The sequence below is a fragment of the Pelodictyon clathratiforme genome (genome assembly GCF_982375515.1).
The window spans coordinates 2,874,758-2,900,488 of sequence record NZ_OZ455102.1 but is presented as its reverse complement, the minus strand read 5'-3'; the positions used below and the strand labels follow the sequence as shown (position 1 = coordinate 2,900,488).

General features: G+C 51.8%; 29 protein-coding genes. 15 read left to right on the top strand and 14 right to left on the bottom strand.

All coding sequences use genetic code 11. The annotated features are described in order from the left end of the window. Positions 1–3: 3 nt before the first annotated feature. Positions 4–897 carry a DUF2971 domain-containing protein gene (locus tag AC56AD_RS14220; RefSeq protein WP_012509440.1) on the top strand — a complete coding sequence of 298 codons (894 nt, stop codon included), beginning with the start codon at positions 4–6 and terminating at the stop codon, positions 895–897. Between the two features lie 68 nt (positions 898–965). Then, entirely contained in the window at positions 966–2,228 is a 1,263-nt protein-coding gene (locus AC56AD_RS14215; RefSeq protein WP_012509439.1) for a THUMP-like domain-containing protein, read from the top strand. Here the strand turns inward: AC56AD_RS14215 and AC56AD_RS14210 are convergent. The 3 genes from AC56AD_RS14210 to AC56AD_RS14200 all read right to left on the bottom strand — a co-directional run bounded on the left by AC56AD_RS14210 (position 2,161) and on the right by AC56AD_RS14200 (position 4,687). Further along, positions 2,161–3,099 carry a Ppx/GppA phosphatase family protein gene (locus tag AC56AD_RS14210; protein ID WP_012509438.1) on the bottom strand — a complete coding sequence of 313 codons (939 nt, stop codon included), beginning with the start codon at positions 3,097–3,099 and terminating at the stop codon, positions 2,161–2,163. The two genes, AC56AD_RS14215 and AC56AD_RS14210, sit on opposite strands and share 68 nt — an antisense overlap. Then, the gene (prmA, locus tag AC56AD_RS14205; RefSeq protein ID WP_012509437.1) at positions 3,096–3,962 is read right to left on the bottom strand and encodes a 50S ribosomal protein L11 methyltransferase; all 867 of its coding nucleotides are present in this window, start codon (positions 3,960–3,962) and stop codon (positions 3,096–3,098) included. The genes AC56AD_RS14210 and prmA overlap by 4 nt, the downstream gene beginning before the upstream one ends. Before the next feature lie 104 nt (positions 3,963–4,066). Next, positions 4,067–4,687, bottom strand: coding sequence for a C40 family peptidase (locus AC56AD_RS14200; protein ID WP_041526573.1), 621 nt, complete (start codon positions 4,685–4,687; stop codon positions 4,067–4,069). Between the two features lie 117 nt (positions 4,688–4,804). On the opposite strand from AC56AD_RS14200, the gene lysC reads away from it, so the two are divergent. The 4 genes from lysC (at position 4,805) to AC56AD_RS14180 (ending at position 9,028) form a co-directional block, all read left to right on the top strand. Beyond that, entirely contained in the window at positions 4,805–6,220 is a 1,416-nt protein-coding gene (gene lysC, locus AC56AD_RS14195) for a lysine-sensitive aspartokinase 3 (protein ID WP_012509435.1), read from the top strand. 69 nt (positions 6,221–6,289) lie between these two features. Further along, positions 6,290–7,282, top strand: a complete 993-nt coding sequence (purM, locus tag AC56AD_RS14190) for a phosphoribosylformylglycinamidine cyclo-ligase (RefSeq protein WP_012509434.1) — start codon at positions 6,290–6,292, stop codon at positions 7,280–7,282. 20 nt (positions 7,283–7,302) lie between these two features. Continuing rightward, complete coding sequence (plsY, locus tag AC56AD_RS14185; protein ID WP_012509433.1) at positions 7,303–8,010, top strand: glycerol-3-phosphate 1-O-acyltransferase PlsY; 708 nt, start codon at positions 7,303–7,305, stop codon at positions 8,008–8,010. Positions 8,011–8,026: 16 nt separating this feature from the next. Next, on the top strand, positions 8,027–9,028 hold the full coding sequence (locus AC56AD_RS14180; RefSeq protein WP_012509432.1) for an NAD(P)H-dependent glycerol-3-phosphate dehydrogenase: 1,002 nt from the start codon (positions 8,027–8,029) through the stop codon (positions 9,026–9,028). A gap of 4 nt (positions 9,029–9,032) precedes the next feature. Here AC56AD_RS14180 and AC56AD_RS14175 read toward each other — a convergent pair whose 3' ends face one another. The 3 genes from AC56AD_RS14175 to AC56AD_RS14165 form a co-directional block, all read right to left on the bottom strand. Then, positions 9,033–9,533: a SixA phosphatase family protein gene (locus AC56AD_RS14175; protein WP_273278162.1), complete on the bottom strand. Its 501-nt coding sequence runs from the start codon at positions 9,531–9,533 to the stop codon at positions 9,033–9,035. Continuing rightward, positions 9,524–10,651 carry a glycoside hydrolase family 3 protein gene (locus tag AC56AD_RS14170; RefSeq protein ID WP_012509430.1) on the bottom strand — a complete coding sequence of 376 codons (1,128 nt, stop codon included), beginning with the start codon at positions 10,649–10,651 and terminating at the stop codon, positions 9,524–9,526. Before AC56AD_RS14170 ends, AC56AD_RS14175 begins: the two co-directional genes overlap by 10 nt. Before the next feature lie 68 nt (positions 10,652–10,719). Further along, a complete protein-coding gene (locus tag AC56AD_RS14165; RefSeq protein WP_012509429.1) occupies positions 10,720–12,042 on the bottom strand; it encodes an AAA family ATPase in 1,323 nt (440 codons plus the stop codon). A 121-nt stretch (positions 12,043–12,163) separates the two neighbouring features. Here AC56AD_RS14165 and kdsA point away from each other — a divergent pair, with 121 nt between their 5' ends. Then, positions 12,164–12,994 (top strand): 3-deoxy-8-phosphooctulonate synthase, encoded by an 831-nt coding sequence (kdsA, locus tag AC56AD_RS14160; protein WP_012509428.1) that lies wholly within the window; start codon positions 12,164–12,166, stop codon positions 12,992–12,994. A gap of 38 nt (positions 12,995–13,032) precedes the next feature. Further along, a complete protein-coding gene (locus AC56AD_RS14155) occupies positions 13,033–13,584 on the top strand; it encodes a KdsC family phosphatase (protein ID WP_012509427.1) in 552 nt (183 codons plus the stop codon). Between the two features lie 4 nt (positions 13,585–13,588). Here the strand turns inward: AC56AD_RS14155 and AC56AD_RS14150 are convergent, their stop codons facing one another. The 5 genes from AC56AD_RS14150 to ruvX all read right to left on the bottom strand — a co-directional run bounded on the left by AC56AD_RS14150 (position 13,589) and on the right by ruvX (position 17,979). After that, on the bottom strand, positions 13,589–15,067 hold the full coding sequence (locus AC56AD_RS14150; protein WP_012509426.1) for a hypothetical protein: 1,479 nt from the start codon (positions 15,065–15,067) through the stop codon (positions 13,589–13,591). Between the two features lie 60 nt (positions 15,068–15,127). Next, positions 15,128–15,994, bottom strand: coding sequence for an NAD(+)/NADH kinase (locus AC56AD_RS14145; RefSeq protein ID WP_012509425.1), 867 nt, complete (start codon positions 15,992–15,994; stop codon positions 15,128–15,130). Beyond that, positions 15,991–16,860, bottom strand: a complete 870-nt coding sequence (locus tag AC56AD_RS14140) for a prephenate dehydrogenase (protein WP_012509424.1) — start codon at positions 16,858–16,860, stop codon at positions 15,991–15,993. Before AC56AD_RS14140 ends, AC56AD_RS14145 begins: the two co-directional genes overlap by 4 nt. 4 nt (positions 16,861–16,864) lie before the next feature. Then, positions 16,865–17,431 carry an orotate phosphoribosyltransferase gene (pyrE, locus tag AC56AD_RS14135; RefSeq protein ID WP_012509423.1) on the bottom strand — a complete coding sequence of 189 codons (567 nt, stop codon included), beginning with the start codon at positions 17,429–17,431 and terminating at the stop codon, positions 16,865–16,867. 110 nt (positions 17,432–17,541) lie between these two features. Continuing rightward, the gene (ruvX, locus tag AC56AD_RS14130) at positions 17,542–17,979 is read right to left on the bottom strand and encodes a Holliday junction resolvase RuvX (protein ID WP_012509422.1); all 438 of its coding nucleotides are present in this window, start codon (positions 17,977–17,979) and stop codon (positions 17,542–17,544) included. Between the two features lie 126 nt (positions 17,980–18,105). Between ruvX and AC56AD_RS14125 the strand changes: the two genes are divergently transcribed. The 4 genes from AC56AD_RS14125 to AC56AD_RS14110 all read left to right on the top strand — a co-directional run bounded on the left by AC56AD_RS14125 (position 18,106) and on the right by AC56AD_RS14110 (position 19,960). Continuing rightward, complete coding sequence (locus tag AC56AD_RS14125) at positions 18,106–18,855, top strand: SOUL family heme-binding protein (RefSeq protein WP_223293936.1); 750 nt, start codon at positions 18,106–18,108, stop codon at positions 18,853–18,855. A gap of 98 nt (positions 18,856–18,953) precedes the next feature. Further along, complete coding sequence (locus AC56AD_RS14120) at positions 18,954–19,184, top strand: hypothetical protein (protein ID WP_012509420.1); 231 nt, start codon at positions 18,954–18,956, stop codon at positions 19,182–19,184. Between the two features lie 44 nt (positions 19,185–19,228). After that, the gene (crcB, locus tag AC56AD_RS14115) at positions 19,229–19,612 is read left to right on the top strand and encodes a fluoride efflux transporter CrcB (protein WP_012509419.1); all 384 of its coding nucleotides are present in this window, start codon (positions 19,229–19,231) and stop codon (positions 19,610–19,612) included. A 12-nt stretch (positions 19,613–19,624) separates the two neighbouring features. Continuing rightward, positions 19,625–19,960: a DUF190 domain-containing protein gene (locus AC56AD_RS14110; RefSeq protein WP_012509418.1), complete on the top strand. Its 336-nt coding sequence runs from the start codon at positions 19,625–19,627 to the stop codon at positions 19,958–19,960. A gap of 54 nt (positions 19,961–20,014) precedes the next feature. On the opposite strand, the gene hemL is transcribed toward AC56AD_RS14110, so the two are convergent. Then, a complete protein-coding gene (gene hemL, locus AC56AD_RS14105; RefSeq protein WP_012509417.1) occupies positions 20,015–21,310 on the bottom strand; it encodes a glutamate-1-semialdehyde 2,1-aminomutase in 1,296 nt (431 codons plus the stop codon). Positions 21,311–21,421: 111 nt separating this feature from the next. After that, positions 21,422–22,207: a DNA repair protein RecO gene (recO, locus tag AC56AD_RS14100; protein WP_012509416.1), complete on the bottom strand. Its 786-nt coding sequence runs from the start codon at positions 22,205–22,207 to the stop codon at positions 21,422–21,424. Positions 22,208–22,347: 140 nt separating this feature from the next. Here recO and AC56AD_RS14095 point away from each other — a divergent pair, with 140 nt between their 5' ends. Continuing rightward, a complete protein-coding gene (locus tag AC56AD_RS14095; RefSeq protein ID WP_012509415.1) occupies positions 22,348–22,614 on the top strand; it encodes an FmdB family zinc ribbon protein in 267 nt (88 codons plus the stop codon). Between the two features lie 45 nt (positions 22,615–22,659). Here AC56AD_RS14095 and AC56AD_RS14090 read toward each other — a convergent pair whose 3' ends face one another. Then, positions 22,660–23,589, bottom strand: coding sequence for an OstA-like protein (locus AC56AD_RS14090; RefSeq protein ID WP_041526919.1), 930 nt, complete (start codon positions 23,587–23,589; stop codon positions 22,660–22,662). 77 nt (positions 23,590–23,666) lie between these two features. Here AC56AD_RS14090 and AC56AD_RS14085 point away from each other — a divergent pair, with 77 nt between their 5' ends. Then, positions 23,667–24,776 (top strand): UDP-N-acetyl glucosamine 2-epimerase, encoded by a 1,110-nt coding sequence (locus AC56AD_RS14085; protein ID WP_012509413.1) that lies wholly within the window; start codon positions 23,667–23,669, stop codon positions 24,774–24,776. 365 nt (positions 24,777–25,141) lie between these two features. Next, positions 25,142–25,339: a hypothetical protein gene (locus AC56AD_RS14080; RefSeq protein ID WP_012509412.1), complete on the top strand. Its 198-nt coding sequence runs from the start codon at positions 25,142–25,144 to the stop codon at positions 25,337–25,339. Positions 25,340–25,731 lie beyond the last annotated feature (392 nt).

Below are 25,731 nucleotides of genomic sequence, written 5' to 3'. Positions count from 1 at the left end.
ACAATGGCGACTGTAAAGTTCAACCCAAAGGATATTCTTTATCACTACTGCTCAACAGAGGCGTTTCATTCCATTGTGACAACGCACTCGATTCGCCTTTCATCAATGTCGTTGTCGAATGACTCGATGGAAGGAAAAATGGTAGAAGAAGCACTCGCCCGTCTCGCCGAATGCGATAAGTGTGATCAAGGTACAATTTCGCTTTTACAGGCACAGTTTGAAGTATATCTCAAAGATGTTGATGGATTTGGTTTTTGCCTGTCCAAAAAGAGAGAGCTACTCAGCCAGTGGAGAGCATATGCTTCCGATGCAACTGGTGTTGCCATCGGATTTTCACGTGATTATCTTGAATTGCTTCGAGAAGAATATCTTCGCCAAAGAGATCCGTTTCTTGGATTTACTATTGCAGAGGTAATGTATGATCCCGAAGATCATGAGAAGCAGGTTCGGCCTCTGTATCAACAGATTAAACACGCCATTGATGAAGGGGATTTACTTGAAGCCAAAAAGCATTCGCCCCTTCGTTCATGGAGTAACGATACTGAAACTCAGAGAAAAAAATCGTGTCTGGCATCTCTTGGTTTCTCTACGTTAATGGCTACACTCGCATTTGCTTTTGTTCTTAAATCTGAAGCATTTAAAGAAGAGGATGAGCTGCGGTTGCTTGCATTAATTAATCGGGGGGAGATAAAAAAGTTAGGTTTTGACGTAAAGTCCAATAGCCTTAGACCATACAGGGAATATGAATTAAAAAAGTTTGATCAGTGCACTCCTGTCATCAAGGAGGTTATTCTTGGCCCAAAACACCGCTCGCCGATTTCTGTGGTGGAAGATTTTTTAAGATGTAATGGATTTGGGTATGTACATGTCAGCCGTTCAGCAGTACCGTATCAATAAGGAGATCAATAATTTTAATTTCAGAAAAACCGCATGGCTTGGATTTGGATTATTTTGAAGAGAGCTGAATGACTATCGCAGAACTTCAAAACCTCCTTCATCCGGATATTCAAGCCCTGCTTGCGTTGCACCATTCCGGTGATCCGGCAGCTTTTGCCATGCAGTTTCATGGTCGCAGTGATTTGCCGGTACGGGCAATGGCGGAACAGCTTGCCTGCCAGCAGAAGGCGGTTAAAAAACTACCCATACTTTCAAAGCATAAACTGCTTTATACACCGTTGGCGCTTGAGCAATCTTCCGGGGAGCGCACGGCTGCATACAAGGCTTCGCTTATGTCGGGCAAAAGGGCAATTGATTTGAGTGGCGGACTTGGCGTTGATGCGATGTTTCTGGCCCGGACGTTTCAGGATGTGGTTTACTGCGAGCGTGATTCGCAGCTTTGTGCGGTGGTTGAGCATAACCTGAAGGTGAGCGGAATTGCCAATGTTCAGGTAAGGAACGGCGAAAGCATCAGCCTGCTTGCGGAGTACCCGGACAACTCTTTTGACTGGATTTTTGTTGACCCTGCTCGCCGTGAGGAGGGGCGTCGCTCCATAGCGCTGGATGCGGCGAGTCCGGATGTTGTGGCCTCTCATGATCTGCTGCTTCGTCATGCGCAGCGGGTCTGCATCAAGGCCTCTCCGGCACTCGAAATCAGCGGGCTGAAAAAGCTGTTGCCCGCCTTGCAGACGATTGTTGTGGTGTCGGTTGATCGTGAATGCAAGGAGATTCTGCTGCTGCTTGAGCGCGCGCACCCTGCGGATGGGCCCGTGCAGGTAAAAGCGGTCTGCCTGAACCGTGATTCGGAGGAGATAACGGAAGTTTTCGGAGGGAATGGTGAGGCGCCGAGAGTGGTTGGAATGGCGGTGAAGGAGTACCTCTATGAGCCTGATCCGGCCATTATCAAGGCGAGGCTTTCGGCGGTGCTTGCGAGGGATTCTGGCCTCCAGTTTGTGAACAGGAGCGTTGACTATCTCACCGCTGATCGCAAAATTGAGGACTTTCCCGGCAGAACGTTCCGCGTGGTTGATTGCGTTCCTTACAAGCCGAAAAGCTTCAGGGCTTTTCTGGAGCGACATGCCATTACAGGGGCAAGCATCCAGCGGCGCGATTTTCCCCTCTCGGCGGAAGAGCTTAGGAAAAAATACCGGCTTCTTGAGAGTGAGAGGGCCTTTCTCTTTTTTACCAAAGACGCTACAGGCCATCCGCTCTGCATCTACGCGCTCAGATGTTTCCCCGGAGACGCAGCAGCTCCCGCTGTGCAAGGCCGAAGCGGAGCCCCTGGATGCTGACACGGATTTCCGGGGCGCCAAGCAGGCGCATGAATTGGTGCAGGATGAGCGTTCCCATAGTGATGACGTCAGCCCTCCCTTCGGGGATGCCAAGCTCAATGATCTGCTCAAGGGTGCTTGTTTTGAGTTGGCTGAGAAAGGCGTGCACCTCTTCGTATTTCAGAGGGTAGTTGTGCACCTTCTCGGCGTCAAAGTGTTTCAGTCCCTGGCTCACCTGAGCGATGGTGGTGAGGGTTCCGGCTACGCCGTAGACGTGCTCCCGTGCAGCAAAAAAGGGGATGATGTTTGCGGTGAGGAGCTGGTCGATGCAGGATTTGGCCGCATCAAACTCACTCTGTGGCGGGGGGAGTGTGGTGAAAAAGCGTTCAGTGAGCCTTACCGAACCGATATCGAGGCTGACACTTTCCGTGACCAAGCCGGATGACCCCATGGAGATTTCGGTGCTGCCGCCGCCGATATCGATGACGGTGAAAAGTTCAGGAACGTCGCTCATGCCAGCCACAGCGCCACCAAAGGTGAGATCTGCTTCCTCTTTGCCTGAGATGCATTGGATGGTTATTCCTGCGGCACGCTCGATGGAGTCGATCACCTCCGTGCGGTTTTTTGCGTCTCTCAGGGCGCTGGTGCCTGCGGCGATGATTTCTTCAACACTGTGTTCATCGCTGATCTGGCGATAGTCAACCATGCAGTCGATAAGTCGTTGCAATCCTCGCGGGTCAATCACTTTGTCGGCATCGACATTTTTTCCAAGCCGCACAATGGTCTGCTTGTGGTAGATCGGCTGCATGGCGCATGTAGCCGGATCAAGGTCGGCAATAAGCAGCAAAGCGGTGTTGGTGCCGATATCGATGCATGAAACGCGTTTGGTCATAGTGGTTTTATAAAGCTTGAGAGCCATTCATCTTCATAGATGGTTTTCTCCGCAGTGTAGCCGAGCCGTTTGAGCAGCTTGTTGAGCCAGGGTTCGTCGTAGACAAGGATGCCGGAGAGGAGCACCGGGGCCGAAGGGGCATATTTGCGGATTACCGGCAGGATGCGGTCGATGACGTTTTTGTTGATGTTGGCCAGAATCAGGTCGTAGCCCTCTTTGAGGTTGACGACCAGATCCTCTTCGGCATCGAGGAGTGCGACCGTGATTTCATCGGCCTGGTTTTCCGCAATGTTTTCAACGGCGTTTTCAGCGGCCCAGGAGTTGTTGTCGAAGGCGAGGATGGGGCGGTTGTTGCCGAGTTTGCGGGCGGCAATGGCAAGAACGCCGGTGCCAGTGCCGATGTCCATGATTTTTTTCTCTTTCAGGTCGAGATGCTCCATTTGGCGCAGCATCAGGCGCGTTGTGGCATGGTAGCCGGTGCCGAACGACATCTTCGGGTTGATTTGAATGACGATCTGTCCGGGTTTTGGCGTGATGTCATTGCTTTGCTGAACAATCAGCAGTTTGTCGGAGATTTCGATGGGTTGCAGGGTTGCCTCCCAATCGGCATTCCAGTTTCTGTCGGCGATGAGGGTTGCTGTGTAAGCGGGAAGCGTGCCCAGCCGTTCCTGCAGCATTGAGCGGAGGCTCTCTTCCTTCTCCTCTGTCCATTGGGTTTCAGGCAGATAGGCGAGGAGCTGGTGATCCTCTTCAAGAAAAGAGTCGATTCCCTCTCCGGCAAGCAGGCCGATGCAGAGTTCATGCAGGTCAGGGCCTATTTGAAAAGCCAGCTCAATAAAGTGGTTTGTTCCGGGTTGAGGCATAAAAATGGTCGGGCAGATTAAGATGGTTGCAGGGTTGCTGTCCGCAATATACAGATTTCCCCATGTAAAGAAGAGATGGGCATCAGAGAGCACTTCGGGAGCGTTTACTCTGTGGTGATCAGGCGTGTGGCAAAGGCGAAATGACTGTCGTAATACCGCTCGTTGAGGCGGCTGAGTTTGACTCCACTGCTTGCTGCATGGGCAAAGCTCTCCTGACCGACAAAGATGCCGACATGATCGATGCTTCGGCTTGCGTTACTGAAAAATACAAGGTCGCCGGGGCGGAGGCTCTTTTTGGGTACCATATTGCCAACTGCGGCAAGATCGCTTGCGGTGCGTGGCAGAATCATGCGGAAGTTTTTCTGATAAAGATAGAGCACAAACCCTGAACAATCGAAGCCGTTTGGGGTTGCTCCGCCGAAGCGATACCTGGTGCCGAGGGATTCGTTAATGGATGAAAAGAGCTGATCGAGCGACTGCGGTTTTATCTTCAGTGGCAAGGGGCAGATGCGGGCGCTGCCTCCACCTTCAGGGCGGCAGGAGATATGCGATTTTCTGTTTTTTAAACTATATTTGCTCTCCATGCGGTATCCTGAACCGCTCCAGGAACTCTGGCAGCCGGTAACGGCGAGTACTGTTCCGATCATGGTGCAGAGGAGCAGGAGTGTTCTGCATTGCAGGCTTCGGTCTGGTCGTGATGCGGCAGGGGTGAATTGTTGCTGCATGAGAGGTGATGTTCTGTTTTTTTATGAAGAGTGGCCATTGCCCGCTTCCTGGTGAAAAGGAAGAGGTGAAAAACAATAAGAGGCAAGATACTCTATTAAATTATTTGAGTAAAGAATATGGCGGTGATGAAATTCGGAGGGACTTCCGTGGGGACGGCCAAGGCAATGCGGCAGGCGATCTCCATTGTTGCAAGGGAAGAGCAGAAGGCGGTGCCTCTGGTGGTGCTGAGTGCCTGCAGTGGTATTACCAATAAACTGGTGCACATTGCTGATGCTTCAGGGCGCAGCGCTCTGGATGAGGCGATGGCCCTGGCTGGTGAGGTGCGCAGCTTTCACCTCAATCTGCTTGATGAGCTGATCAAGGGAGTTGAGCTGAAGGCGGAACTTGCCATCAAGATAGAGGAGCTGGCAAGTCGGCTGGAATTGCTGATAAAGGGTGTTGATATTGTGGGTGAACTGACGGAGCGTTCGAGGGATATGTTCTGCTCCTTCGGTGAGCTTTTTTCCACGACCGTCTTTGCTGCGGCCATGAAGGAGCTGGGTCACAAGGCCGTGTGGGTGGATGTTCGGACGGTGATGATTACCGACGATAATTTTGGCTTTGCCCGTCCGTTGCAGGAGGTGTGTGAAGAGCGGGTGGGTCGCCTCATCAAGCCGTTGCTTGAGGGCGGAATGACCGTTGTGACGCAGGGTTATATTGGTTCAACGCAGGATGGCCGGACGACGACGCTCGGCAGGGGTGGTTCCGACTTTTCGGCGGCGCTGCTTGGTTCGTGGCTCAATGATGATGCTATCCAGATCTGGACAGACGTTGATGGTGTTATGACCTGCGATCCGCGCATGGTGCCTGAAGCGAGGAGCATCAGGGTGATGACCTTTTCGGAGGCGGCGGAGCTTGCATATCTTGGCGCAAAGGTGCTCCATCCCGATACCATTGCTCCGGCAGTGCAGAAAAATATTCCGGTCTATGTGCTGAACTCATTGCATCCTGATGCCAAAGGGACGATCATTACCAACGACCCGCAGCGGCTTTCGGGCATGAGTTATGAGGGGCTGGTCAAGTCGATTGCGGTCAAGAAGGGGCAGTGCATCATCAATGTGCGCTCGAATCGTATGTTCGGTCGCCATGGCTTTATGAATGAACTCTTCGATGTCTTTGCCCGTTATGGTGTATCGGTTGAAATGATTGCGACCAGCGAGGTTTCGGTTTCGCTTACGGTTGACGATAAATGCTTCAGCGATGAGCTGATCGGGGCTCTCAAGGCTCTTGGTGATGTTGATATTGAGCATGGAGTGTCAACCATCAGTGTTGTTGGTGATAATCTCCGCATGTCACGCGGTGTTGCGGGAAGGATTTTCAGTGCTTTGAAGGATGTAAATCTCAGAATGATCTCGCAGGGCGCGTCGGAGATTAATGTCGGTTTTGTGGTCGAAGAGCCTGAAGTGGTAACGGCGGTCAACAATCTGCACCGGGAGTTTTTTTCCGGCCCCCAGAATGAGGGTATTTTTGAAACTCCGGCAGGAAGCCGGTAAGGTGCCGGAATGAACAAACGGCGTTAATTGTCTTTATAATCGGCTGTAAAAACAAGAGGTACTGCACACATGGACTATAAAAAAGCTGGAGTTGATATAAGTGCGGGCGAAGAGTTTGTCCGGATGATCAAGCCCCAGGTTCGCCAGACATTTACTCCGGGAGTCATCACCGATATTGGTGCTTTCGGTGGTTTTTTTCAGCCGGATTTTGCGAAGTATACCAAACCGGTACTGGTCAGCAGCATTGACGGTGTTGGTACGAAACTCAAGATTGCCATTGAGCTTGGTCAGTATGAGACGGTGGGCTCATGCCTGGTCAACCATTGTGTGAACGATATTCTGGTCTGCGGTGCAAAACCACTCTTCTTTCTTGACTACTATGCCTGCGGAAAACTGACTCCCGCCATTGCGGCCTCTGTGGTGACCGGTATGGTCAATGCCTGTCGTGAAAACGGATGTGCGTTGATTGGCGGTGAAACGGCGGAGATGCCGGGTCTGTACCAGGAGAGGGACTTTGATCTTGCAGGTTCCATTGTCGGGGTTGTGGATCATGAAAAAATCATCAATGGCTCGGCAATCAGGGAGGGCGATCTGCTTATCGGGCTCCCGTCGAACGGGTTGCATACCAATGGCTATTCGCTTGCAAGAAAAGTGCTTGAAAACAGGATGCACGATACCTTTCCGGGTCTTGAGGGAACCATTGGAGAGGAACTTCTGAAGGTGCATCGCTCCTACCTTTCTGTTATTGAGCCCTTCTTTGGTTCGCCTGATGTCAGGGGCTTGTCGCACATTACCGGTGGTGGTCTGATGGGCAACACCATGCGCATTGTGCCTGAAGGGCTGGCGCTTGAAGTTGCGTGGGATGCATGGCCCGAACCCCTGATTTTCGATATCATCCGCAGGGCAGGCCATGTGCCCGAGGAGGATATGCGCAGAACCTTTAATCTTGGTGTAGGACTGGTGATGATTGTTGAAAAAAGTGCGGTCGAGAGAGTGCTCTCAACTTTGAAATCTCAACAGGAAAATGCGTACATTATCGGAAAGGTATCCAGAAAAAAATAAAGCAATAATCAGAGAGATTCATGCTGACTTTACTGGCCATTTTGGCGGTGAGCTATATCATTGGTTCCATTCCTACCAGCCTTGTGGCGGGAAAACTGCTCAAGGGGATTGATATCCGGAACTTTGGCAGCGGCAATGCCGGTGGTACCAATGCCTTCAGGGTGCTTGGCTGGAAGCCGGGTCTTGTTGTTACCCTGATTGATATTGTCAAGGGTGTTGTTGCGGCGGTCTCGGTTGTGGCTTTTTTCCGCCACCACCCGATTGGCGCCTTTCCTGACATGAATGAGGTTGCCTTGCGCCTTCTTGCCGGAATGAGCGCGGTTATCGGCCATGTCTTCACGCTCTTTGCCGGATTCAAGGGGGGCAAGGGGGTCAGTACTGCTGCCGGTATGCTGATCGGGATCGCCCCGGTAAGCATGTTGATGGTTGTCGGAATTTTTCTCCTCACTGTCTATATCTCCCGGCACGTCTCTGTTGCATCGATGCTTGCAGCAATTGCATTCCCTTTGATTATTGCCATTCGTAAATATATTTTCGAGCTTGGCAGTGGCCTCGATTACTATATTGGCCTTTTCGGTTCGCCGATCTCCTTTCATGACAGTCTCGACTATCACCTCATGATTTTTGGGCTTATTGTGGCGCTTGCCATTCTCTATACGCACCGGACCAATATCAGACGATTGATCTCTGGCACCGAAAGTCGCGTAACCTTCGGAAAAAAGCATTAAGGCACAGACACTGCGGATGAATATTGCTGTACTGGGGGCGGGAAGCTGGGGAACTACCCTGGCTGTTCTGCTTGCGAAAAAAGGGCATGATGTTCGCCTCTGGGCGCACAGGCCTGAATTTGCCGCAACGCTTGATGCCGAGCGAGAAAATCGCCGCTACCTCAAGGGGGTAGCTTTTCCCGACTCGTTGCAGATAACCCCTCATTTGCAGCCTCTGGTCTCCTGGTCGGAGATGATTGTGACCGCTGTCCCCTCGCAGGCTTTGCGGGAGACCATCCTCGGTTTTTGTACGCTTGATTTGAGCGGAAAAATTCTGGTCAATGTGGCCAAGGGGATTGAGATCGGGACGGGAAAACGGATGTCGGAAGTGCTGCTTGAAGTGCTTCCCGGTGTCTGCCCCTCCCAGGTTGCAGCGCTGTACGGCCCGAGTCATGCAGAAGAGGTCTCGAAGGGACAACCCACTACCGTTGTCGCCTCTTCGTCATCGCTTGCTACGGCAGAAAAGGTGCAGGAGGTTTTCCATACGAGTATGTTCCGCGTTTATGTCAATACCGATATTGTCGGGGTTGAAATTGCCGGTTCGGTCAAAAATATTATTGCCATTGCGGCAGGAATCTCGGATGGCATAGGATTTGGCGATAATGCCAAGGCCGCCATTATTACCCGGGGGATGGCTGAAATTTCAAGGCTTTGCAGCAAGCTTGGTGGCGAAGCGGTGACCATCTCCGGTCTTGCCGGTATTGGTGATCTTGTTGTCACCTGCCTGAGCCGCCACAGCCGAAACCGCTATGTTGGTGAAGAGATTGGACGGGGGCGTTCGCTGGATGAGGTGATCAGCCAGATGAATATGATTGCCGAGGGTGTCCACAGCTCAAGGGCGGTTTATGAGCTGAGCAGGGCCGTCGGGGTTGACATGCCTATCACGCGGGCCGTCTATCAGATGCTCTTCGAACGAAAGCCTGTCGAGCAGGCGATTCTCGATTTGATGACACGCGACCTGAAGCAGGAGCGGGACTGAGCCGTTACCGGTGCTTCTTTGGAAAATCGTACCAGATCAGTTTTCCGCCATCAGGATTTGCATGTTTCCACGAGTCGATATCAAGGTCAATTCTGACCACCCCACAGGTTACCAGATTCTCGATATAACTTCCGGCAAGCAGGTTTGAAAATTCTGTCAGCGTCGGGTTGTGTCCGAAAAGCATTGCCGTAGTGCAGGTGTCGGGGATCTGCTGGACGATTTTCATCAGATGGAGTACACCGCCTTCGTAGATCTCCATTCGTTTCTGGATTTGCTCCTCTGGGTAGCCAAGCGTTTCGCAAAAGAGTTCCGCCGTGGTGAGCGCCCTGGTTGCGGGGCTTGAAAGAACAAGTTCCGGAAGGATCTTCTTCTTTTTCAGAAGGTCGGCCATGAAGGGGGCGGCTTTCATGCCACGCGTGTTCAGCGTCCGTTCGAAATCGCCGGTATTGGCGTTTCCCCAGTCTGATTTGGCGTGACGGACAAGGTAGATGGTTTTCATTTGCATTTGAAGAGATAGCGTTCTTTGAGATCCATGATTCTTCGGTATGAGCGGTCGATACGCTCCTCTGTAATGAGCTTTTTCTGCAGTAGCGAATGCATGATTGCTGCGGCTTTCGAGGCAATTGCCGGATCGTAGCTGGTATTGTTTCCAAAGAGCAGCAGGTCAACACCAGCCTCAATGGCCAAGCGGATGGCCGTTTCAAGGCCGTAATGGTCGGCAATGGCTTTCATCTGCAAGTCGTCGCTCACAATCACTCCATCGAAGCCGAGTCGGGTGCGGAGCACTCCGTCGAGGATCGCTTTTGAGAGTGTTGCCGGGTAGAGGGGGTCGAGTTTTCCATTGAAGACATGTGCGGTCATGATTGGGTCATGATAGCCTGCGGCGATAAGGGCATGGTAGGGCTCCAGCTCTTTTTCTGACCAGCTTGCTGTAATGTCGGTAAAATCACGATGCGTGTCGGTGGTTGAACTGCCGTGACCGGGGAAATGTTTCAGTGCGGGAATAATGCCCTCGTCCCGGAAGAGGCTGCAAATGATGCTGATGTTTCCCGTCACCACTGCAGGGTCGGATGAGAAGCTTCGACCAAGTTTGCCGATAACCGGATTGTCAGGATTGACGTTCAGGTCAGCGACAGGCGAAAGATTCATGCCGATGTGCATTGCTTTCAGCGTTTTTGCACATTGCCGGGTTGCAGCTCTGGTGCTGTCGGGGTTGTTGAGCGCTCCCAGATGCTCCGCCGAAACACTGGAGGGAAATCCCCTGGCTGGCTTGAGGCGGCTGACCTTTCCTCCCTCCTGGTCTATGGCAATCAGGAGCGGAATTTGCGACAACTCCTGCAGCTCCATTGTCAGGCGGGCGAGTTGCTCCGGACTGCTGATGTTCCTTGACGTGGAATGGGATGGCACATCGTAGTCGAAGAGCACGACTCCTCCTATCTGGCGCTCCCTGATATCAGCCCGAATCTCCGGAGCATCAGCAACGCTGAACCCCCGGAAGCCGATCATGAGCATCTGGCCGATTTTCAGAGAGGTGCTGTCGGGCTGTGTTGCACTGTATGCTGTCATGCGAAAGAGAAGCAGGAGCAGCAACGATGCCAGCAGCACCCGTGATCTATTGTTCATAGGCAAAGAAGAGAGTTTTCACCAGATTGTTTAACCGTTTGTCTGCTGCCTGTGGAGCTCTTTGGGCTTCAAACGACCGCTTTCATAATGGTGAGTTCGCCGTCGGCAATGTCGATGGCAACCTCATCCCCCTCCTCAATTTCCCCTGAAAGAATGAGCGCTGAAACACGGTTGGTAATTTTGCGCTGCATTACCCGTTTGAGCGGTCGGGCGCCGAAGGCCGGGTCGAACCCTGCATTGGCAAACCACTGGATGGCCGGTTCAGAGATTGTCAGGTTGATATGCTGCCGCATTGCCATCTCCTTGATGCGGTCGAACTGGATCAGCACAATCTTTTTCAAGTCCTCCCTGGTGAGCGGCGTAAAGAGGATAACCTCATCGATGCGGTTGAGAAACTCCGGCTTAACCTTCTGCTTCAGGAGCTGGAAGAGTTTTTCCTGCAGGCCGGAAAGCATGATCTCCCGGTTTGCTCCCTCCATCATCTCCATTTCAGACTGGATAAGCTGTGCACCGATGTTGCTCGTCATGATGATAATGGTGTTCTTGAAATTCACTGTCCGTCCCTTGCTGTCGGTGAGTCGTCCATCATCAAGAATCTGCAGAAGAATGTTGAAGACATCGGGATGTGCTTTCTCGATTTCGTCGAGCAGGACAACAGCAAAAGGTTTCCTGCGTACCGCTTCGGTGAGTTGTCCACCCTCCTCATAGCCGACGTAGCCGGGAGGAGCGCCCACCAGGCGGCTGACGGTATGCGCTTCCATGTATTCGCTCATGTCGATGCGTATCATGGCATCTTCGTCATCAAACAGATAGTCTGCAAGTGTACGCGCCAGTTCGGTTTTTCCAACGCCGGTCGGGCCGAGAAAGATAAAAGAGCCTATTGGCCGTTTGTCGTCGCCCATTCCTGCCCGTGAGCGCTTGACCGCTTCGCTGACTGCAGTGACCGCTTCTTCCTGCCCGATCACCCGCTTGTGCAGCTCATCTTCAATCAGCAGGAGTTTCTGGCGGTCTGACTGGAGCATCTTGCTGAGGGGAATACCGGTCCATTTCGAGACGATATCGGCAATGTCTTCGGCGTCAATCTCCTCTTTCATGATGAGATCGCCGGATGCTTTTTTTGCTTCAATTTTGAGGCGGTTTTCCTCGATCTGGCGCTCGATGGCGACGGTTTTGCCATAACGGATCTCGGCAACCTTGCCATAGTCCCCCTGCCGTTCGAACTCCTCGGCCTGCACACGCAGCTCTTCGAGCTGCGACTTCAGGCTGCGCGATGACTGAATCAGCTCTTTTTCGCTATCCCATTTTGCCTTGATGACGGTCTGCTCTTCCACAAGATTTGCAAGCTGTTTTTCGATCTCATCCAACCGTTGTTTCGTGTCAGCGGTGCTCATACTATTTCGCGTTTGATTACGGAGTGTGAATAAGAATTTATTGTTGTAAATTTAGGCACAAAAAGATCAAAGTCATCATCTCCACCCATTTTAACCTGAAAAAAGAGTAACGGATAACAACGTGGAAAAGTTCTCAATTGGTTCACTCTCACTCCCTGATGACAATATGCCGCTCTTCATAGCAGGCCCCTGTCTGATCGAAAGTCGGGCAATGGCTCTGCAGACGGCTGATGAGTTGCAGCGCATAAGCCGGGAGCAGGGAGTTCATTTTATTTTCAAGGGCTCTTACCGCAAGGCAAATCGCACCTCCGGGAGATCTTTTACCGGGATTGGTGACATCGAGGCGCTCGAAGTGCTTGCTGAAATTCGCCAGGACTATGGGATGCCAGTAATTACGGATGTGCATGAAACAAAGGAGGTTGCGCTTGCTGCCCGTTATGTTGATGTGCTGCAGATACCGGCATTTCTCTGTCGTCAGACGGAGCTTCTTGTTGCTGCCGGAGAGAGTGGTCTTGCGGTCAATATCAAGAAAGGGCAGTTTATGGCCCCTGAGGATATGGCGCTTGCTGCCGCCAAGGTTGTCGAGACGGGCAACAAGAGGGTCATGCTGACCGAAAGGGGATCAAGTTTTGGCTATCATAACCTTGTTGTCGATTTCAGGGGGCTGGCAAAGATGGCGGAGTCGGGCTATCCGGTGCTTTATGATGCGACGCACAGCCTTCAACTGCCTGCAGCAGGCCAGGGGGTTTCGGGAGGAGAACGTCAGTATGTACTGCCTCTTGCCAGGGCAGCGGTTGCCGCCGGTGTGAACGGACTCTTTTTTGAGATTCATCCGGATCCTTCAAAAGCCCTCTCGGATGCGGCTACCCAGATTCCACTGGCTGATTTCAGTACGATGGTTAAACAACTGCTCCATCTTTACCGGTGTGTGCACGCTCTTCATTCACTCTAAAACATCATACGCTCTTGGAAGGTTTTCAATATTTCGGGATGCAGCCTTCGCAAGCTGATCCAACATCAAGAATTGAAGAGGCACTCAGTGCGGTACGGGCGCTTGTTTTTCCGATTGACGGTGTCCTGAACGGCAGCCGTATTACCTTCGACAGTAATGGAGGAGAGATCTGTTCCATCTCGGTCAGGGATGCTGTTGCCATTAAGGAGGCTCTGAAGCAGGGCATACATATTGCCGTTCTGTCGGAAAGAGAAGCTGAAGGGTATCGTCCCCTGCTTGAAGCGCTTGGTGTAGAGGATCTCTACCTTAACGGGGAAAATCTGCTCTATTCTTATGAGGCATTTCTCCAGCGCCACAATCTTTCCGATGAGGAGTGCGCCTATATCGGTGATGATGTGGGTGATGTTGCCGTGCTGTCAAAAGTCGGTTTGCCTGCAACAGCTATTGACGGCGTTGATTATCTCCGGCACAGGGTTGGTTATATCTCGGGGTATGAAGGGGGAAAAGGGTGTGTGCGGGAGTTGGTCGAAATGATTCTCATCCGACAGGGTAAATGGCCCTACATTGAGTGTCGTGTTGAGGAGGAGTGACTCTTCAGGGCTCTTCCTCTGCGAAATCCGGTGTGAGGGCCGGGTTCATGAGCCCAGCCGTCTCGGCAAGTGAGAGAATACCGACAATGTTGGTGCCGTGACAGGGCTCAACATGCACGTCTCCCCTATAGGTTGTTCCCTGCTCAAGGGCAATTTCAAGTGCGGCTATTTTGCCAAGAAGGCTGTATGCCGCCGACTGTGGTGTTGAGCAGGCGACAGGAGGGTTGTTTTCCCCATGCAGATGATAGCCTTCGGGCAGCAGTTCGATTGATGGATAATCATGCCAGTGCGTCATCGAAGCCCCGAATTGGGCAAGATGAAGGGGGAAGCTCGCTTCTGGCCTGAGCGTCATCAGGATACTTGCCGTCAGGGCATTGCCAAGAGCATGTGCCAGAATGGTGAGGGTGTCGAAGGAGGGCTTGGCAACAATTTCCGGCGGGCACCCCATCGGGGTTTTCAGGTATGCGCGTCCCCTTCCGTTGCGCTGTATCAGCCCGATTTCCACCAGATCACTCTTTGCTTCAAGATGATTTTTTCTGCATCCCGACCTGGTTGTCATGACGCGTACCTGTGGTACCGGAACGAGCATGGTGCGTCCCAGTACCCGGATTCTGACCCTATCCGACTCATTCTCTCCACGATGATCTGTTGATGCCGACTCGCCAAGAACAAGGGCGGGCTTTACGGTAACCGGTAATTGGCGGGCAAAGAAGCCGTAGCTCATGCCGCTTCGCTGGTCGAGATAGCGGGCAACAATGCGTTTGTAAAAGTTGCTGCGGTATTCGAGTCCCTCGGTTGAGGTATGCGTCAAGAGGCAGGCGTTCTTGCTCCACAGGGCGCTGCACTCCAGAAAATCCTTCGCTATGGCCTCAAACTCCGCACTCCCGCTCTGCAGTGCTCCGTGTTGTATGTCAAGCTCTTCACCCCTTGGCGGAACAACCTGTGCCGTCAGTTTTGGCACCAGTGTGTTTCGGACATCCTCAAGGCAGGGAAGCGGCGTATTGAAGTTGACCACTCCGCCGTTCATGGTGCAGATGCTCCACGAGTGGTCGGCGACAAAGATGAGGATATGCACCATATCTCGTGCAAGCCTGCCGACAATGGCGTCGAGGCGCTCCTGGGGGAGAGATTCCGGGCTGAGCGGAGCGGGTTCGTCGTAGATCCCGACGATGATGTTGTTGTACAGTGTTGTGACCCGGTTGATAGCCAGCAGGCTGTCAGGGAAATATCCCGGAGCGAGAATAACGGTGCCCGGAGCGAAACGTCCGTCATCCCCTGAAGCCTCCTCCTGTGAAAGAACGGCGATTCCCAAAGCGTGCATGGCTGCGGCGAGTGCGGAGCAAAAACGTTCGAGCCGGGGCGAAAGATCAGGTGCCGGATAGATAACCGGCCTTAGCCTCTTGCACATCTCCTCAATGAGCAGCGGAGTGTCAGAAGGAATGCCGAGGAGGTGGTAGAGCGAATCGGAACTGATGCTGTTCAATGGACAAAGGATAAATGATAATGGACAATGTGATAATGGAGAGTTGTGAACTGTCGATTGTCAACTGTCAATTGTTCCGAAATTATGCTCGCGCCCCCAGAGCAGTTTTGTGCGCAGGATTTCACAGTAATCGCGGTTTTCATTGGCGACAAGATTGATCGCCACAGTCGATTTTCGGACTGTGATGCTCTCCTGAGGATCAAGCATTTTTTTTAGATTACCGTCGCAGTTCAGGGGGAAAGAGCCGTCGGGTGCATCAACCGATACCTCAATGATTTTTTCGTCGCTGATAACGATTGGCCGGACGGTCAGCATGTGCGGGCATATCGGTGTGATCACAAAGACACTCGATTTCGGCGCGATGATCGGGCCACCGGCCGACATGGAGTATGCCGTTGAGCCGGTCGACGTGGCAATAATGATTCCGTCTGCCCGATAAGAGCTGAGCAGCTCGCCATCGAGTTTTATGATAAAGGTCGGAATACGCGGATAGGCCCCTTTTTCGATAACGACGTCATTCAGTGCACGAAGATGCTGAACCTCATTATCGATCAACACGGTCGCATCAAGTTGAGATCGGGTATGGATGGTGTTGCTTCCGTTCAGCACTCGTTCTATAGCCGTGAACATCTCCGCCTGGGTAAACTCGGTCAAAAAACCGAGGTAGCCGACATTGACCCCGATAACCGGTTTTGTTACGGCGTAATGTGAGGTAAAGAGCAGTGTGCCGTCGCCTCCAAGTGAGATAAAGGCATCACAGTGTTTGTTGAGCTCCTCGATTGGCGCCGAATTATCGGTCTGCAGTTTTTCAGCCGAAAGGCTTTCAAAAATATAGGCAACTTTTCGTTCGTCAAGCCATAAGGCGAGATTGCGGGCAAGATCGAGTGCGTTCTGCCTTGTAACATTGACAACAATGGCGAATTTCATGGCCGGTTCATCTCTTTAAGGGTTTGATAGAGCCGATTGGCCTCATTGAAGCGCGATTCAAGCTGCTCAAGGTCATGTTTTCGCACCTCGTGCGAGAGCAGGTCAAGTTCTCGGGAAAAGCGTTCAAGTTCATCTGCAATGTTGTCGCTGTTCGTGGCGATGATGTCTCGCCAGATATCCCACGAACTTCCTGCCAGCCGTGCAAGCGTGGCGAAGCCGGGTCCGGATTTACTGATTGAATCTCCGCACCAGGTCATCAGCAGTGTCGAAAGCAGTTGGGGCAGATGGCTTATTTTTGCAATGACCCGGTCATGCTCTTCCGGGGTCATCAAGAGCGTTGTGCAGCCTGCTGATTCAAGCAATGCAACAAGAAAAGCCGCTTTGTCGCCTGCAAGCAGATTGTTGTCGTCACAGAGGATAATGCGGCGTCCCTGCAAAAGCTCTGCATTGCTTTCGCGGTACCCCTGCTGCTCCTTGCCAGCCATCGGGTGCATACCGAGAAAAGGGAGTCCGAGCTCCCGGGCCCGGCGGGCGATGAGCGACTTGGTGCTTGAGACATCGCTGACCAATGTCGTGGGTGGAGCAAGCTGGCTGATCTCATCGAGCAGGGCAATATTGATCTCTACCGGAGCAGAAAGAATGATCAGGTCAGCCTGATAGAGTGTTTTTTTGTCATCAGTGAAGCGGTCAACTCCAAGCGATTCAACGCTTTCGCGGTCGCCGTCAGAAAAGTTCGGGTCGAACCCCTGGAAGAAAATATCGCTTTCAAGGGCCAGCGGAGAGCGCTTTATGGCCTGCAACAGCGACATGCCAAGCAATCCGAGGCCGATAAATGAGATGCTCCTGATAGGTGAATCCACACTCATGCCGTTAGTTTTGCTTGTTTGCCCTGCTTCCGGGAGCGTCGATTGGTACACCCTCCTTGCAGAGAGGGCACTCTTCGGGAGTATAGCTGATCACCTCCATCGAAAGGACTGAAAAATGGTCGTCAGCAAGCTTAACACGTCCGTTGCTGCGGTCAACCACCGAGCCAACCCCGACAAGTGATGCGCCAGCGCTCTTGATCAGTTCAATCACCTCGGCAACCGAGCCGCCGGTGGTGATGACATCCTCGATAACCAGTACCCGTTCACCGGGTTCCAGCGTGAAGCCCCGGCGGATGGACATAACCCCCTCCTTGCGTTCAGCAAAGATCGTTTTGACACCGAGCTGTCGTCCCACCTCCGTGCCAACCACAATGCCGCCGATTGCAGGAGAGATGACCGTTTCGACTCCCTTGCCGGTGAAATGTTCTGCAATTTTGCTGCATACTGCCGTCAGGTGTTCCGGATGTTGCAGAACCTTTGCGCACTGAAAGTAGGCATTGCTGTGGCGGCCGGAGGTCAACCTGAAGTGGCCATCAAGCAGGGCGCCGGTTGTCTTGAAAACGTCAAGCATGGTTGAAGTTGTCCTGTAAAGAGTTGCTTAAAATGGTAAAGATACAGAAGCCGCTTCCAAAAGCTAAAGGAAAAACGTTTCATTGGAACTGCTCTCCGGAGTGTGCCTCTTTAGCGCTCATTTTCCTGGTTTTCAAGGTATTCTCTGAGCAGGATACAGGCTGCTGCGCTGTCGACCCGCCCCTTCTGTTGCCGCACCTTTCTTGATTTTCCGGATGCGACGAGGATACTGCGTGCATCCTTCGATGAATGGTGCTCATCAAGGGTTTCAATCCTCAGTTGGGGGAACTCCTCATGAAGTGTCTCCAGAAAGCGGTCAATCACACCGGTCATGGCGTTTTTTTCGCCATTTTCGCTGAGCGGGTAGCCGACAATGACGAGAGCAATATCATCGGACTGTATCATGGTACCGAGCGCTTTGGAGAGTCCGGCGCGGTCAAAGGTTCCGACCGGCTGCGCGAAAAGCCAGAGGGGATCGCTCTGGGCCATTCCGATGCGCTTTGTTCCGTAGTCGATGGCGACCACCCTTTTTTTTGGAGTCAGGCGCATAGACGAATTTTTCTTCGATTAATCACGGTTCTTCTTCCTTGCCTTGAAGCGCTTTTTGCGACCATAAAATATAGCAACTTTCTCAAGGGAACCGTGCGCTCCCTCTTTGCTATCGTTTTCTCTCTGATGGCGAACAGCTTTATGCTTGAATCGCTCATCAATAATGGAGAGACAATTTTCAAACCTTTTCTTCCATATGATTGTTCCTCTTGGGTGACTGGTTTGAAGAACAATGTATTTCAGGGGAGGATTATTATGGGAGGGTTGTCGCTGCTGCTGATGACAAGTTTGATGCTTGCTGGCTGTTCGGTTTTGGGAAAGCGTACGGCGAGTGAGCCGCCGTTCAAAGTGCTTGAGCAGCATGGGGATATTGAGGTCAGGCAATATGGTGAGATGATTGTTGCCGAGACTGTTATTGAGGGTGCATACGGGCAGACAGGAGCGCCGGGCTTCAGCCGTCTTGCCGGATATATTTTTGGTAAAAACCGCTCAAAAGAGAAGCTCTCGATGACAGCTCCTGTACTTCAGGAGCAGGTCAGTGAAAAAATCTCCATGACCGCACCGGTGCTTCAGGAAAAGAGGGGAAGCGCATGGGTGATGGCCTTTGTGATGCCTGAAGGATCAACGCTTGAATCACTTCCCGTACCGCTTGATCCGGCGGTAAAACTCCGTTCTGTGCAAGGCAAAAAAGTTGGCGTTATTTGTTATTCGGGCCTGCATTCCGAAAGCAACCTGCGGAACTATGCAGGGAAGTTGACGGAGTGGCTTGAGAAGAAAAGGTTCAGGGTGCTCTCTCAGCCTCGGGCAGCAAGTTACGATCCTCCATGGACGCTTCCGTTTTTGCGGCGTAATGAGGTGCATATCGATATTGAATAAGGATTAAGGAGCAAAGGAGCCGTGTGCGGATTTTTTAGTGGAGTTATTATTCTTACATTTTGAAAAGGCCGGGATCAATTCAATCAAATGCGCAGGGTATGAAGCCGCACTACTACTTTATCGGAGCGACACTGTCGATACTCCTCTCCATTTATCTCTTTATCTTCGGTACAGGTGTGAACCATGAGCTGATAGCCATCTTTATCGGCCTGTGGGCGCCGACCATCATCTGTGTTGGCATTTTCAACACTTTGCTTGGTATTCTCGATGAAATGTGTTGCGCACACAAGCGTATTGAGGATGGGCAAACCGGTTGCCACGATCGTTAAGCGGTCATGTCAACAGCCGTCGAACATTCCGGAGGGGCCGGGTTATGAAGCAGGCTGGAGCGGTGCTGCTTGTCGGTGTGGGCGGGTTTATCGGTTCGATGGCCCGCTACCTTGTGGCGCTCACGTTTGTTCCCCTGGTGCCGGGCTTTCCCTTTGCAACCTTGACAGTCAATCTTCTTGGCAGTTTTCTCATTGGCTTCCTCAGTGAGCTGGCGGTTTCGACGACGCTTGTCTCCCCTGAAGCACGGCTTTTGCTCGTTACAGGTTTCTGCGGAGGATTTACCACCTTTTCCGCCTATATGTTTGAAAATGCCGCATTGCTCAAGGATGGTCAGCTTTTTTATGCCGGCATCTATCTTGTTGGCACTATTATCGGGGGCTTTGTTGCCCTCTACACAGGAACGCTTTTTGCAAAACTCTGGACATAAGGGAGAATCAACATGGAACTACAGAATCTGGAAATGCTCAGGCTTTTTGTCGGCGAACAGGTGCGTTACGGTCATCGGCCACTCTATGAGGAAGTTGTCCGTGAAGCCCGGCTTTTTGGTCTGGCTGGCGCTACGGTACTCAAAGGGGTACTCTCCTTCGGCCACGACATGCAGTTTAATACCTCCAAAATCATGGATCTGGGTACAAACCTGCCCATGGTTATCGAGATTGTTGATTCTGCAGAGAAGATCGACGGATTTCTGCCGATCGTTGAGCAACTGGTCAGGGATGCATCAGGACGGGCAATGCTGACAAGGGAGCAGGTGCGAGTGGGGATTATGGAATAAAAAAGGGAAGCCGTGAAGCTTCCCTTTTGGAGGTTGCGTTGTGCACACCAGAGGTTACTGGCCAGAGGCCACAAGAGCGTTATAGTTCGCCTTGATGGTCTTTTCGAGATCCTCGTCGGTGTGCATGAAGCTGATGAACATTGCTTCGAACTGCGACGGGGCAAGGTAGATACCCTGATCGAGCATGGAGTGGAAATATTTTCCATGTCTTTTTGTATCTGCAGTGACTGCGGTCGAGTAGTCTACTACCGGCGTCTCCGTAAAGAAGAGGCAGGACATCGAGCCGACGCGGTTCTGCACATAGTTCAGCCCGAGTTTTTTCAGGTTATCGTTGAAACCGCTCTCAAGGATAACCGCTTTTCTTTCGAGTTCCGGGTAGGGATTTTCGTCAATCAGGATTTTCAGGGTTTCAAGACCTGCGGTCAGCGCCAGCGGGTTTCCTGAAAGGGTACCAGCCTGATAGACATCGCCGAGTGGAGCAACACGCTCCATGATTTCGCGTTTGCCGCCGAATGCACCCACCGGAAGGCCACCGCCGATGATCTTGCCCATGGTGGTCAAATCAGGGGTAACGCCGTAAAGGCTCTGTGCACCGCCAAGCGCCACACGGAAACCACACATCACCTCGTCAAAAATCAGCACAATACCTTCCTCGGTGCACAGTTCGCGAAGCGCTGCAAGGAAGCCGGGCTTGGCCGGGATAACGCCCGTGTTGCCTGCTACAGGCTCGATGATGATGGCTGCAATCTGCCCCTTGTTCTCATTGACAAGCAGCTTAACCGAATCGATATCGTTGTAGGTTGCATTGAGCGTATCCATTGCCGTGCCTTTGGTAACGCCGGGGCTGTCGGGAGCGCCAAGTGTCAGTGCGCCTGAACCAGCCTTGATGAGGAAGCTGTCTCCGTGGCCATGGTAGCATCCCTCGAATTTGATAATTTTATCGCGGCCCGTGTAGCCACGAGCAAGACGAACAGCCGACATGGTGGCTTCGGTCCCGCTGTTAACCATGCGCACCATTTCAAGTGACGGAACAATTTTGCAGAGAAGCTCGGCAATTTCGATCTCCATCTCAATCGGGGTGCCGAAGCTGGTGCCGATATTTTTCAGGGTATACTCAAGCGCGGCAGTGATTCTTGGATGCATGCTTCCAAGAATAAAAGGGCCCCACGAGCCGACATAGTCGAGGTAGGTGTTGCCGTCAACGTCGGTCATGTATGCTCCTGACCCTTTGGCCATGTACACTGGAGTTCCACCAACGGATTTGAATGCTCGTACCGGAGAGTTTACACCGCCGGGAATAAACTTCTTTGCTTTTTCAAAGAGTTCAGCAGATTTGGTGAGTTGAGGCATGTCGGACAATGCTGTTTATTGATTGAACAAGACCATTATAAGAGTAATAAAATGCTCTGTCAAGATAGAAATAGTCAAGAAGATATAAAACCACAAAAAGAGCCTGTCTGCCTATTTCAGGAGGATTTGAGAGACGATGTCAAGGTTTTTGCGCCCCCGTGCATGTTCCAGATGGAGCGAACAGTACTCCTGAAGCAGATTCCAGAGATCTTCAATCTCCCGGGGGTCGGCCTTGATGGAGTCACCGGCAGGAAGGCGCGTTGCAGCAAGCGCACTCAGCAGCATGGCGAGACGCACCGGAATGAGCTGTTTTTTAGCCAGGCTCGATCCAGCAGCTTTGGGTAGCGCAAGTCCGCCGGGGTTCATCACAAAATAGAGCTCTGTAAGTTGCAGTGCCTCAATGGCAGGCAAAAGCTCCTCTCCGCTGAATACGCAGGTGCGAAGGGAGGGCTGAAAGCCAAGCAGGGAGACAAAGCGTAAAAGGAACCAGGCATAGAGCTGCTGAAAATTGACATTGGTATGATAGAGCTGCTCAAGGGTTCCTGTCAGCAGAGTAAAAAGGGGGAGATTTTTTTCGTCGTTTTCTGTTGTATGGCGTACAAAGTCAATGATGCGGTAGAGGATGGCGAACCGTTCAAGATCCGGCTCGGGAACCATTGGGCTTAAAACAAGGTTACCATCAGTTGCAAGCTGGATATCGCGGCTGCTTTTTTTATACAGTACCAGATCGACCACATTGCCAGCGCTGAACAGCCCTGAAAGCCTGTTTTTCGGGTTGCGTGCACCCTTGATAATGATCGACATTTTTCCGAACTCTCGGGTGTAGATGGAACAGATCTTCGATTGGTCGCGGTATTTTATCTCCCGCAATATTACAGCCCGGGTTTTGACTATCACGGCAGAGGGTTTTATATTCCGGCAAATAGCAGTATATACGAAAATGGCGCCTTTTTCAGGCCCGGGAATTTTATAAACAACAACATGGTGACGGAGAACAATGGCCGTCAGCAAGCGATTAATCAAGGAGAACAATAGAGATGCCAACCTATCAGTATCGTTGCAGCAACTGTGGAAATGAGCTTGAAATAGTACAGAAAATAAGCGATGCATCCCTGACGCTCTGCCCGAAATGTGAAACAGAGAGCTTCGAGAGGGTCATCAGCGCCAGCGGTGGATTTTTGCTGAAAGGCTCCGGTTTTTATAAAACAGACTACGGCAGTGGCAAACCCGCGCCAGCAGCGCCAACGCCAAGTCCATGCTCAACCGGAGCCTGCTCGGGCGGAGGCTGTCCTCTGGCCAAATAGGAGACAAAAGAGGATCAATTCCAATTTACAGAAAGCCTTCCCCGTTCATGGAAGGCTTTTCTGCTTCCTGAAAGGATTCTCTTCCTCTCTCCAGATAAACTTTGGCAGGTCGATACTCTTGTTGCCCCTGAAACTTTCAGGGTACTGCTTTCCCTCAACATTCCCGGTCACCTTTATCCGGTTCAGCCTGCCATCAGTGAAGAGCATCCGGATCATATCCCCGCTCGAATAGTTGATCCCCGACGGTTGCTGTTTTTCATTGTAGAGGTGATAGAGGATCTCCGCCTGACTGGTGACGGTAATGTCCTCGATTTTTGATCCCTCGAGGAGTCGAATCACCATTTTCTTGCCGCCGAACTGGTCGTAGACAACTGGCGAACGGGAGAGGGTATCGGCAGCAGCAAAAAAAGCGTTGCCGTGTACCTGCATCTCATCAAGACGCTGTTTTTTTTTGCTGTCGCCGGACTCCGTGAAGTGGAGCAGAATAATGTCGCCACTGATCTGCTGCTGTTCATGCCATGCGATTGCGTCATCGTAGAGCCAAACCTGGCTGTTTGCCTTGTTGACCACCGCCCGGTGTGACTTGCCGAAAAGAGAGTTATCGAGCATCCTGCCCCTGACGCTGCCCTGTAATTCTCCCGTTTGCTTGTCGGAGAAGTAGACGCCGTTGTCGCCATAGATTGCAAAAGCATCGTCGGCAATGACAATGTTGCCCTTCAGCACAATTTTGTTCTCCCGCTCGTAATCGGTAGCGCTGTCGCAAGTCAGCGTCAGGGAGCCGTCCTGAAACACCACATTGCCGATAACCGAGCGGTAGCTTCCAGCCTCATCGCCCCCCCCCTCGATGAGATCTGCATGACGGAGAATAATTTTCTTTTGTTCCGCCCGGAGTGTATTATGATGGGGAAGCGCGACGGATGCTGCCAGAACAAGCAGCAGAAAAGCGGTGAGTGAGCGTGAAGAAACCTGTCTCATTGAATTCTGGTTGTTTTTCATGGGTACCTGTACCTGAAAGATCTTTCCCCTAATGTATATAAAGCTTTGTTTTGACTGTGAAAAAATTACTTTTGGCCGCTGGTGGCCAGCCAGGCGCTCTTCTGCTTGCCCCACTCTATAAAGCATTGAAAAAAAAGGGAGCCTACCAGCCGATAGTGATGCTTGCCACTCCGGTATGCGCTGAACCCATCAGCCGCGACCTTGCAGCAAGTTTCGGTATTGGTGAAGCCAGCCATACCATCACTCTTCCGAAAGGCACACCGGTTGAGCAGCTTGCCGTTGCCATGACCGCCATGGAAAAAATCATGCTCAGCGAAAAACCTGACCTTGTGCTGGTCTGTGGCTGCGACAATGCCGCATTCGGGGCCGCCGTTACCGCAGCAAAACTCGGTCTGCCCGTTGCCGCCGTTGATGCCGGACTGCGCAGCTACGAGCGTTCAGATGCTGACGAGGTCAACCGCGTCGTCATTGACGCCATGTCCGACCTCCACTTTGTCAGCGAACACAGCGGCGAATACAACCTCATCAACGAAGGGGTCGCCGATGAAAAGGTCTTTTTTGCTGGCAACCTGCTCATCGACAGCCTCGTTGGTCTGATGGAAGAGGCAAACAACTCCGATGCAGCAGCGGTTCCGGAGGTCAAACCCAAAAAATATGCGCTGGTGCTCCTGAACCCGGCAGGTCGCTTCTCCGAAAAAGAGCCGCTTGAAATGATCCATCGGCTTCTCAAAGAGATTTCCGGCAAGATCACCGTCGTCATGCCGCTTGTTGCCGGGCTTGACGCGCTGTTGCAGCAGCACGGCATGGGTGATGCATTCAGCGAAACAGAGAACGTGAAGATGATCCAGCCTCCGGCACATGCCGCCCTTCTGAAACTGCTGAGGGATTCCCTGCTGCTCCTCACCGACATCGAGGAGATGCAGTCGGAAGCCACCGTCATGAACGTTCCCTGCCTCACCATCATGGAGAGTTCCGCCCGCCCCGCCACCATCGAAATAGGCACCAACGCCCTTGTCAGCCTCGATGAAGAGGAGATCAGGAGCCGTATCCACGACATCCTCCATCCCGGAACGCATCAGCACATCACCAGCCGCTCAAAAATCCCCGAAAAATGGGATGGAGCCGCCGCCGGGCGTATCATCGCCGTGCTGGACAGGGTGCTGTAGGATCGGATGAGGAGCTGAATGGGTTTATAACCTTTTTTTCAATGCGCTCTTTGAAATCGATGTGATTGTGGTTGATATGTTTTTTTGCCTGACAACACCACCTCATTCCAATAGAAATTACCCGGAGCCAATCTGTGAGCGGAAGCCAGACTGACCTTACTTTTTTATAAATGACGGGAACCAGACTCTTCTCGACAGGTTCAAGGCCACCCTTGCCGATACTCGTTATTTTGATGTTCTTGTCGGATATTTCCGCTCAAGTGGATTTTATCAGCTTTATGAAAAAGTTATAGTAAATTGGGGGGTAAGGTGTTACATTTTTCGCCTGTTGCGATTTATGAGCACAATCTAAAATCGTTTAACTTATGATGAAAAAAATCAGCAAAACAGATGATATCAATGCGAGACTTGAGCGGGATGGAAAAGTAACCGTTCTTGACAAGAAAGAGCATATTGAGGCCATCATTGCAATGAACAAACAGTTAGAGGCAGTTCGAAGAGAATACCAGATAAAGGATCGGAAGTCTCAGATCACTGCTGCAAATGATATTCTTACGATGTAGTTGGTGGGCTGGTTAACAAATTTCAGAGAGGCTGCCATCAAAAGGCAGCTTCTCTGTTTTTAGAGCGTAAGTCGCTCTTTTTTATGAAAGAAATATGACGAAAAAGAACGCGAACACGCGCCCACTTTGGGAGCACAAGAGTTCCAGGGAATAGTTTCGGGCACCCTGACCCATCGGTTGTTGCCATCAAGTTTTCCGCCAAACGGTAAATGCCCTGAAAAAATCCATTCTGCACAAGGCTTTTTCGGGAGAGCTGTAGCCTGTACTGTGACTCCTGCCAGAGAGTTAACGATTCATTTATCCGGCTTCGCATCTTGCCGGGAACTCTCTATATTGTGTAATTGGTTCGAGATTTCGTCTCCCTGTATTTCTTTTGATTACTTGCTTTGATG

What these genes read in the sequence shown, in the direction of transcription:
- AC56AD_RS14220 (WP_012509440.1), top strand. Translation starts at nt 4, where the DNA reads ATGGCGACTGTAAAGTTCAACCCAAAGGATATTCTTTATCACTACTGC.
- AC56AD_RS14215 (WP_012509439.1), top strand. Translation starts at nt 966, where the DNA reads ATGACTATCGCAGAACTTCAAAACCTCCTTCATCCGGATATTCAAGCC.
- AC56AD_RS14210 (WP_012509438.1), bottom strand. Translation starts at nt 3,099, where the DNA reads ATGACCAAACGCGTTTCATGCATCGATATCGGCACCAACACCGCTTTG.
- prmA (WP_012509437.1), bottom strand. Translation starts at nt 3,962, where the DNA reads ATGCCTCAACCCGGAACAAACCACTTTATTGAGCTGGCTTTTCAAATA.
- AC56AD_RS14200 (WP_041526573.1), bottom strand. Translation starts at nt 4,687, where the DNA reads ATGCAGCAACAATTCACCCCTGCCGCATCACGACCAGACCGAAGCCTG.
- lysC (WP_012509435.1), top strand. Translation starts at nt 4,805, where the DNA reads ATGGCGGTGATGAAATTCGGAGGGACTTCCGTGGGGACGGCCAAGGCA.
- purM (WP_012509434.1), top strand. Translation starts at nt 6,290, where the DNA reads ATGGACTATAAAAAAGCTGGAGTTGATATAAGTGCGGGCGAAGAGTTT.
- plsY (WP_012509433.1), top strand. Translation starts at nt 7,303, where the DNA reads ATGCTGACTTTACTGGCCATTTTGGCGGTGAGCTATATCATTGGTTCC.
- AC56AD_RS14180 (WP_012509432.1), top strand. Translation starts at nt 8,027, where the DNA reads ATGAATATTGCTGTACTGGGGGCGGGAAGCTGGGGAACTACCCTGGCT.
- AC56AD_RS14175 (WP_273278162.1), bottom strand. Translation starts at nt 9,533, where the DNA reads ATGCAAATGAAAACCATCTACCTTGTCCGTCACGCCAAATCAGACTGG.
- AC56AD_RS14170 (WP_012509430.1), bottom strand. Translation starts at nt 10,651, where the DNA reads ATGAACAATAGATCACGGGTGCTGCTGGCATCGTTGCTGCTCCTGCTT.
- AC56AD_RS14165 (WP_012509429.1), bottom strand. Translation starts at nt 12,042, where the DNA reads ATGAGCACCGCTGACACGAAACAACGGTTGGATGAGATCGAAAAACAG.
- AC56AD_RS14155 (WP_012509427.1), top strand. Translation starts at nt 13,033, where the DNA reads ATGCAGCCTTCGCAAGCTGATCCAACATCAAGAATTGAAGAGGCACTC.
- AC56AD_RS14145 (WP_012509425.1), bottom strand. Translation starts at nt 15,994, where the DNA reads ATGAAATTCGCCATTGTTGTCAATGTTACAAGGCAGAACGCACTCGAT.
- AC56AD_RS14140 (WP_012509424.1), bottom strand. Translation starts at nt 16,860, where the DNA reads ATGAGTGTGGATTCACCTATCAGGAGCATCTCATTTATCGGCCTCGGA.
- pyrE (WP_012509423.1), bottom strand. Translation starts at nt 17,431, where the DNA reads ATGCTTGACGTTTTCAAGACAACCGGCGCCCTGCTTGATGGCCACTTC.
- ruvX (WP_012509422.1), bottom strand. Translation starts at nt 17,979, where the DNA reads ATGCGCCTGACTCCAAAAAAAAGGGTGGTCGCCATCGACTACGGAACA.
- AC56AD_RS14125 (WP_223293936.1), top strand. Translation starts at nt 18,106, where the DNA reads ATGGCGAACAGCTTTATGCTTGAATCGCTCATCAATAATGGAGAGACA.
- AC56AD_RS14120 (WP_012509420.1), top strand. Translation starts at nt 18,954, where the DNA reads ATGAAGCCGCACTACTACTTTATCGGAGCGACACTGTCGATACTCCTC.
- crcB (WP_012509419.1), top strand. Translation starts at nt 19,229, where the DNA reads ATGAAGCAGGCTGGAGCGGTGCTGCTTGTCGGTGTGGGCGGGTTTATC.
- AC56AD_RS14110 (WP_012509418.1), top strand. Translation starts at nt 19,625, where the DNA reads ATGGAACTACAGAATCTGGAAATGCTCAGGCTTTTTGTCGGCGAACAG.
- hemL (WP_012509417.1), bottom strand. Translation starts at nt 21,310, where the DNA reads ATGCCTCAACTCACCAAATCTGCTGAACTCTTTGAAAAAGCAAAGAAG.
- AC56AD_RS14095 (WP_012509415.1), top strand. Translation starts at nt 22,348, where the DNA reads ATGCCAACCTATCAGTATCGTTGCAGCAACTGTGGAAATGAGCTTGAA.
- AC56AD_RS14090 (WP_041526919.1), bottom strand. Translation starts at nt 23,589, where the DNA reads ATGAGACAGGTTTCTTCACGCTCACTCACCGCTTTTCTGCTGCTTGTT.
- AC56AD_RS14080 (WP_012509412.1), top strand. Translation starts at nt 25,142, where the DNA reads ATGATGAAAAAAATCAGCAAAACAGATGATATCAATGCGAGACTTGAG.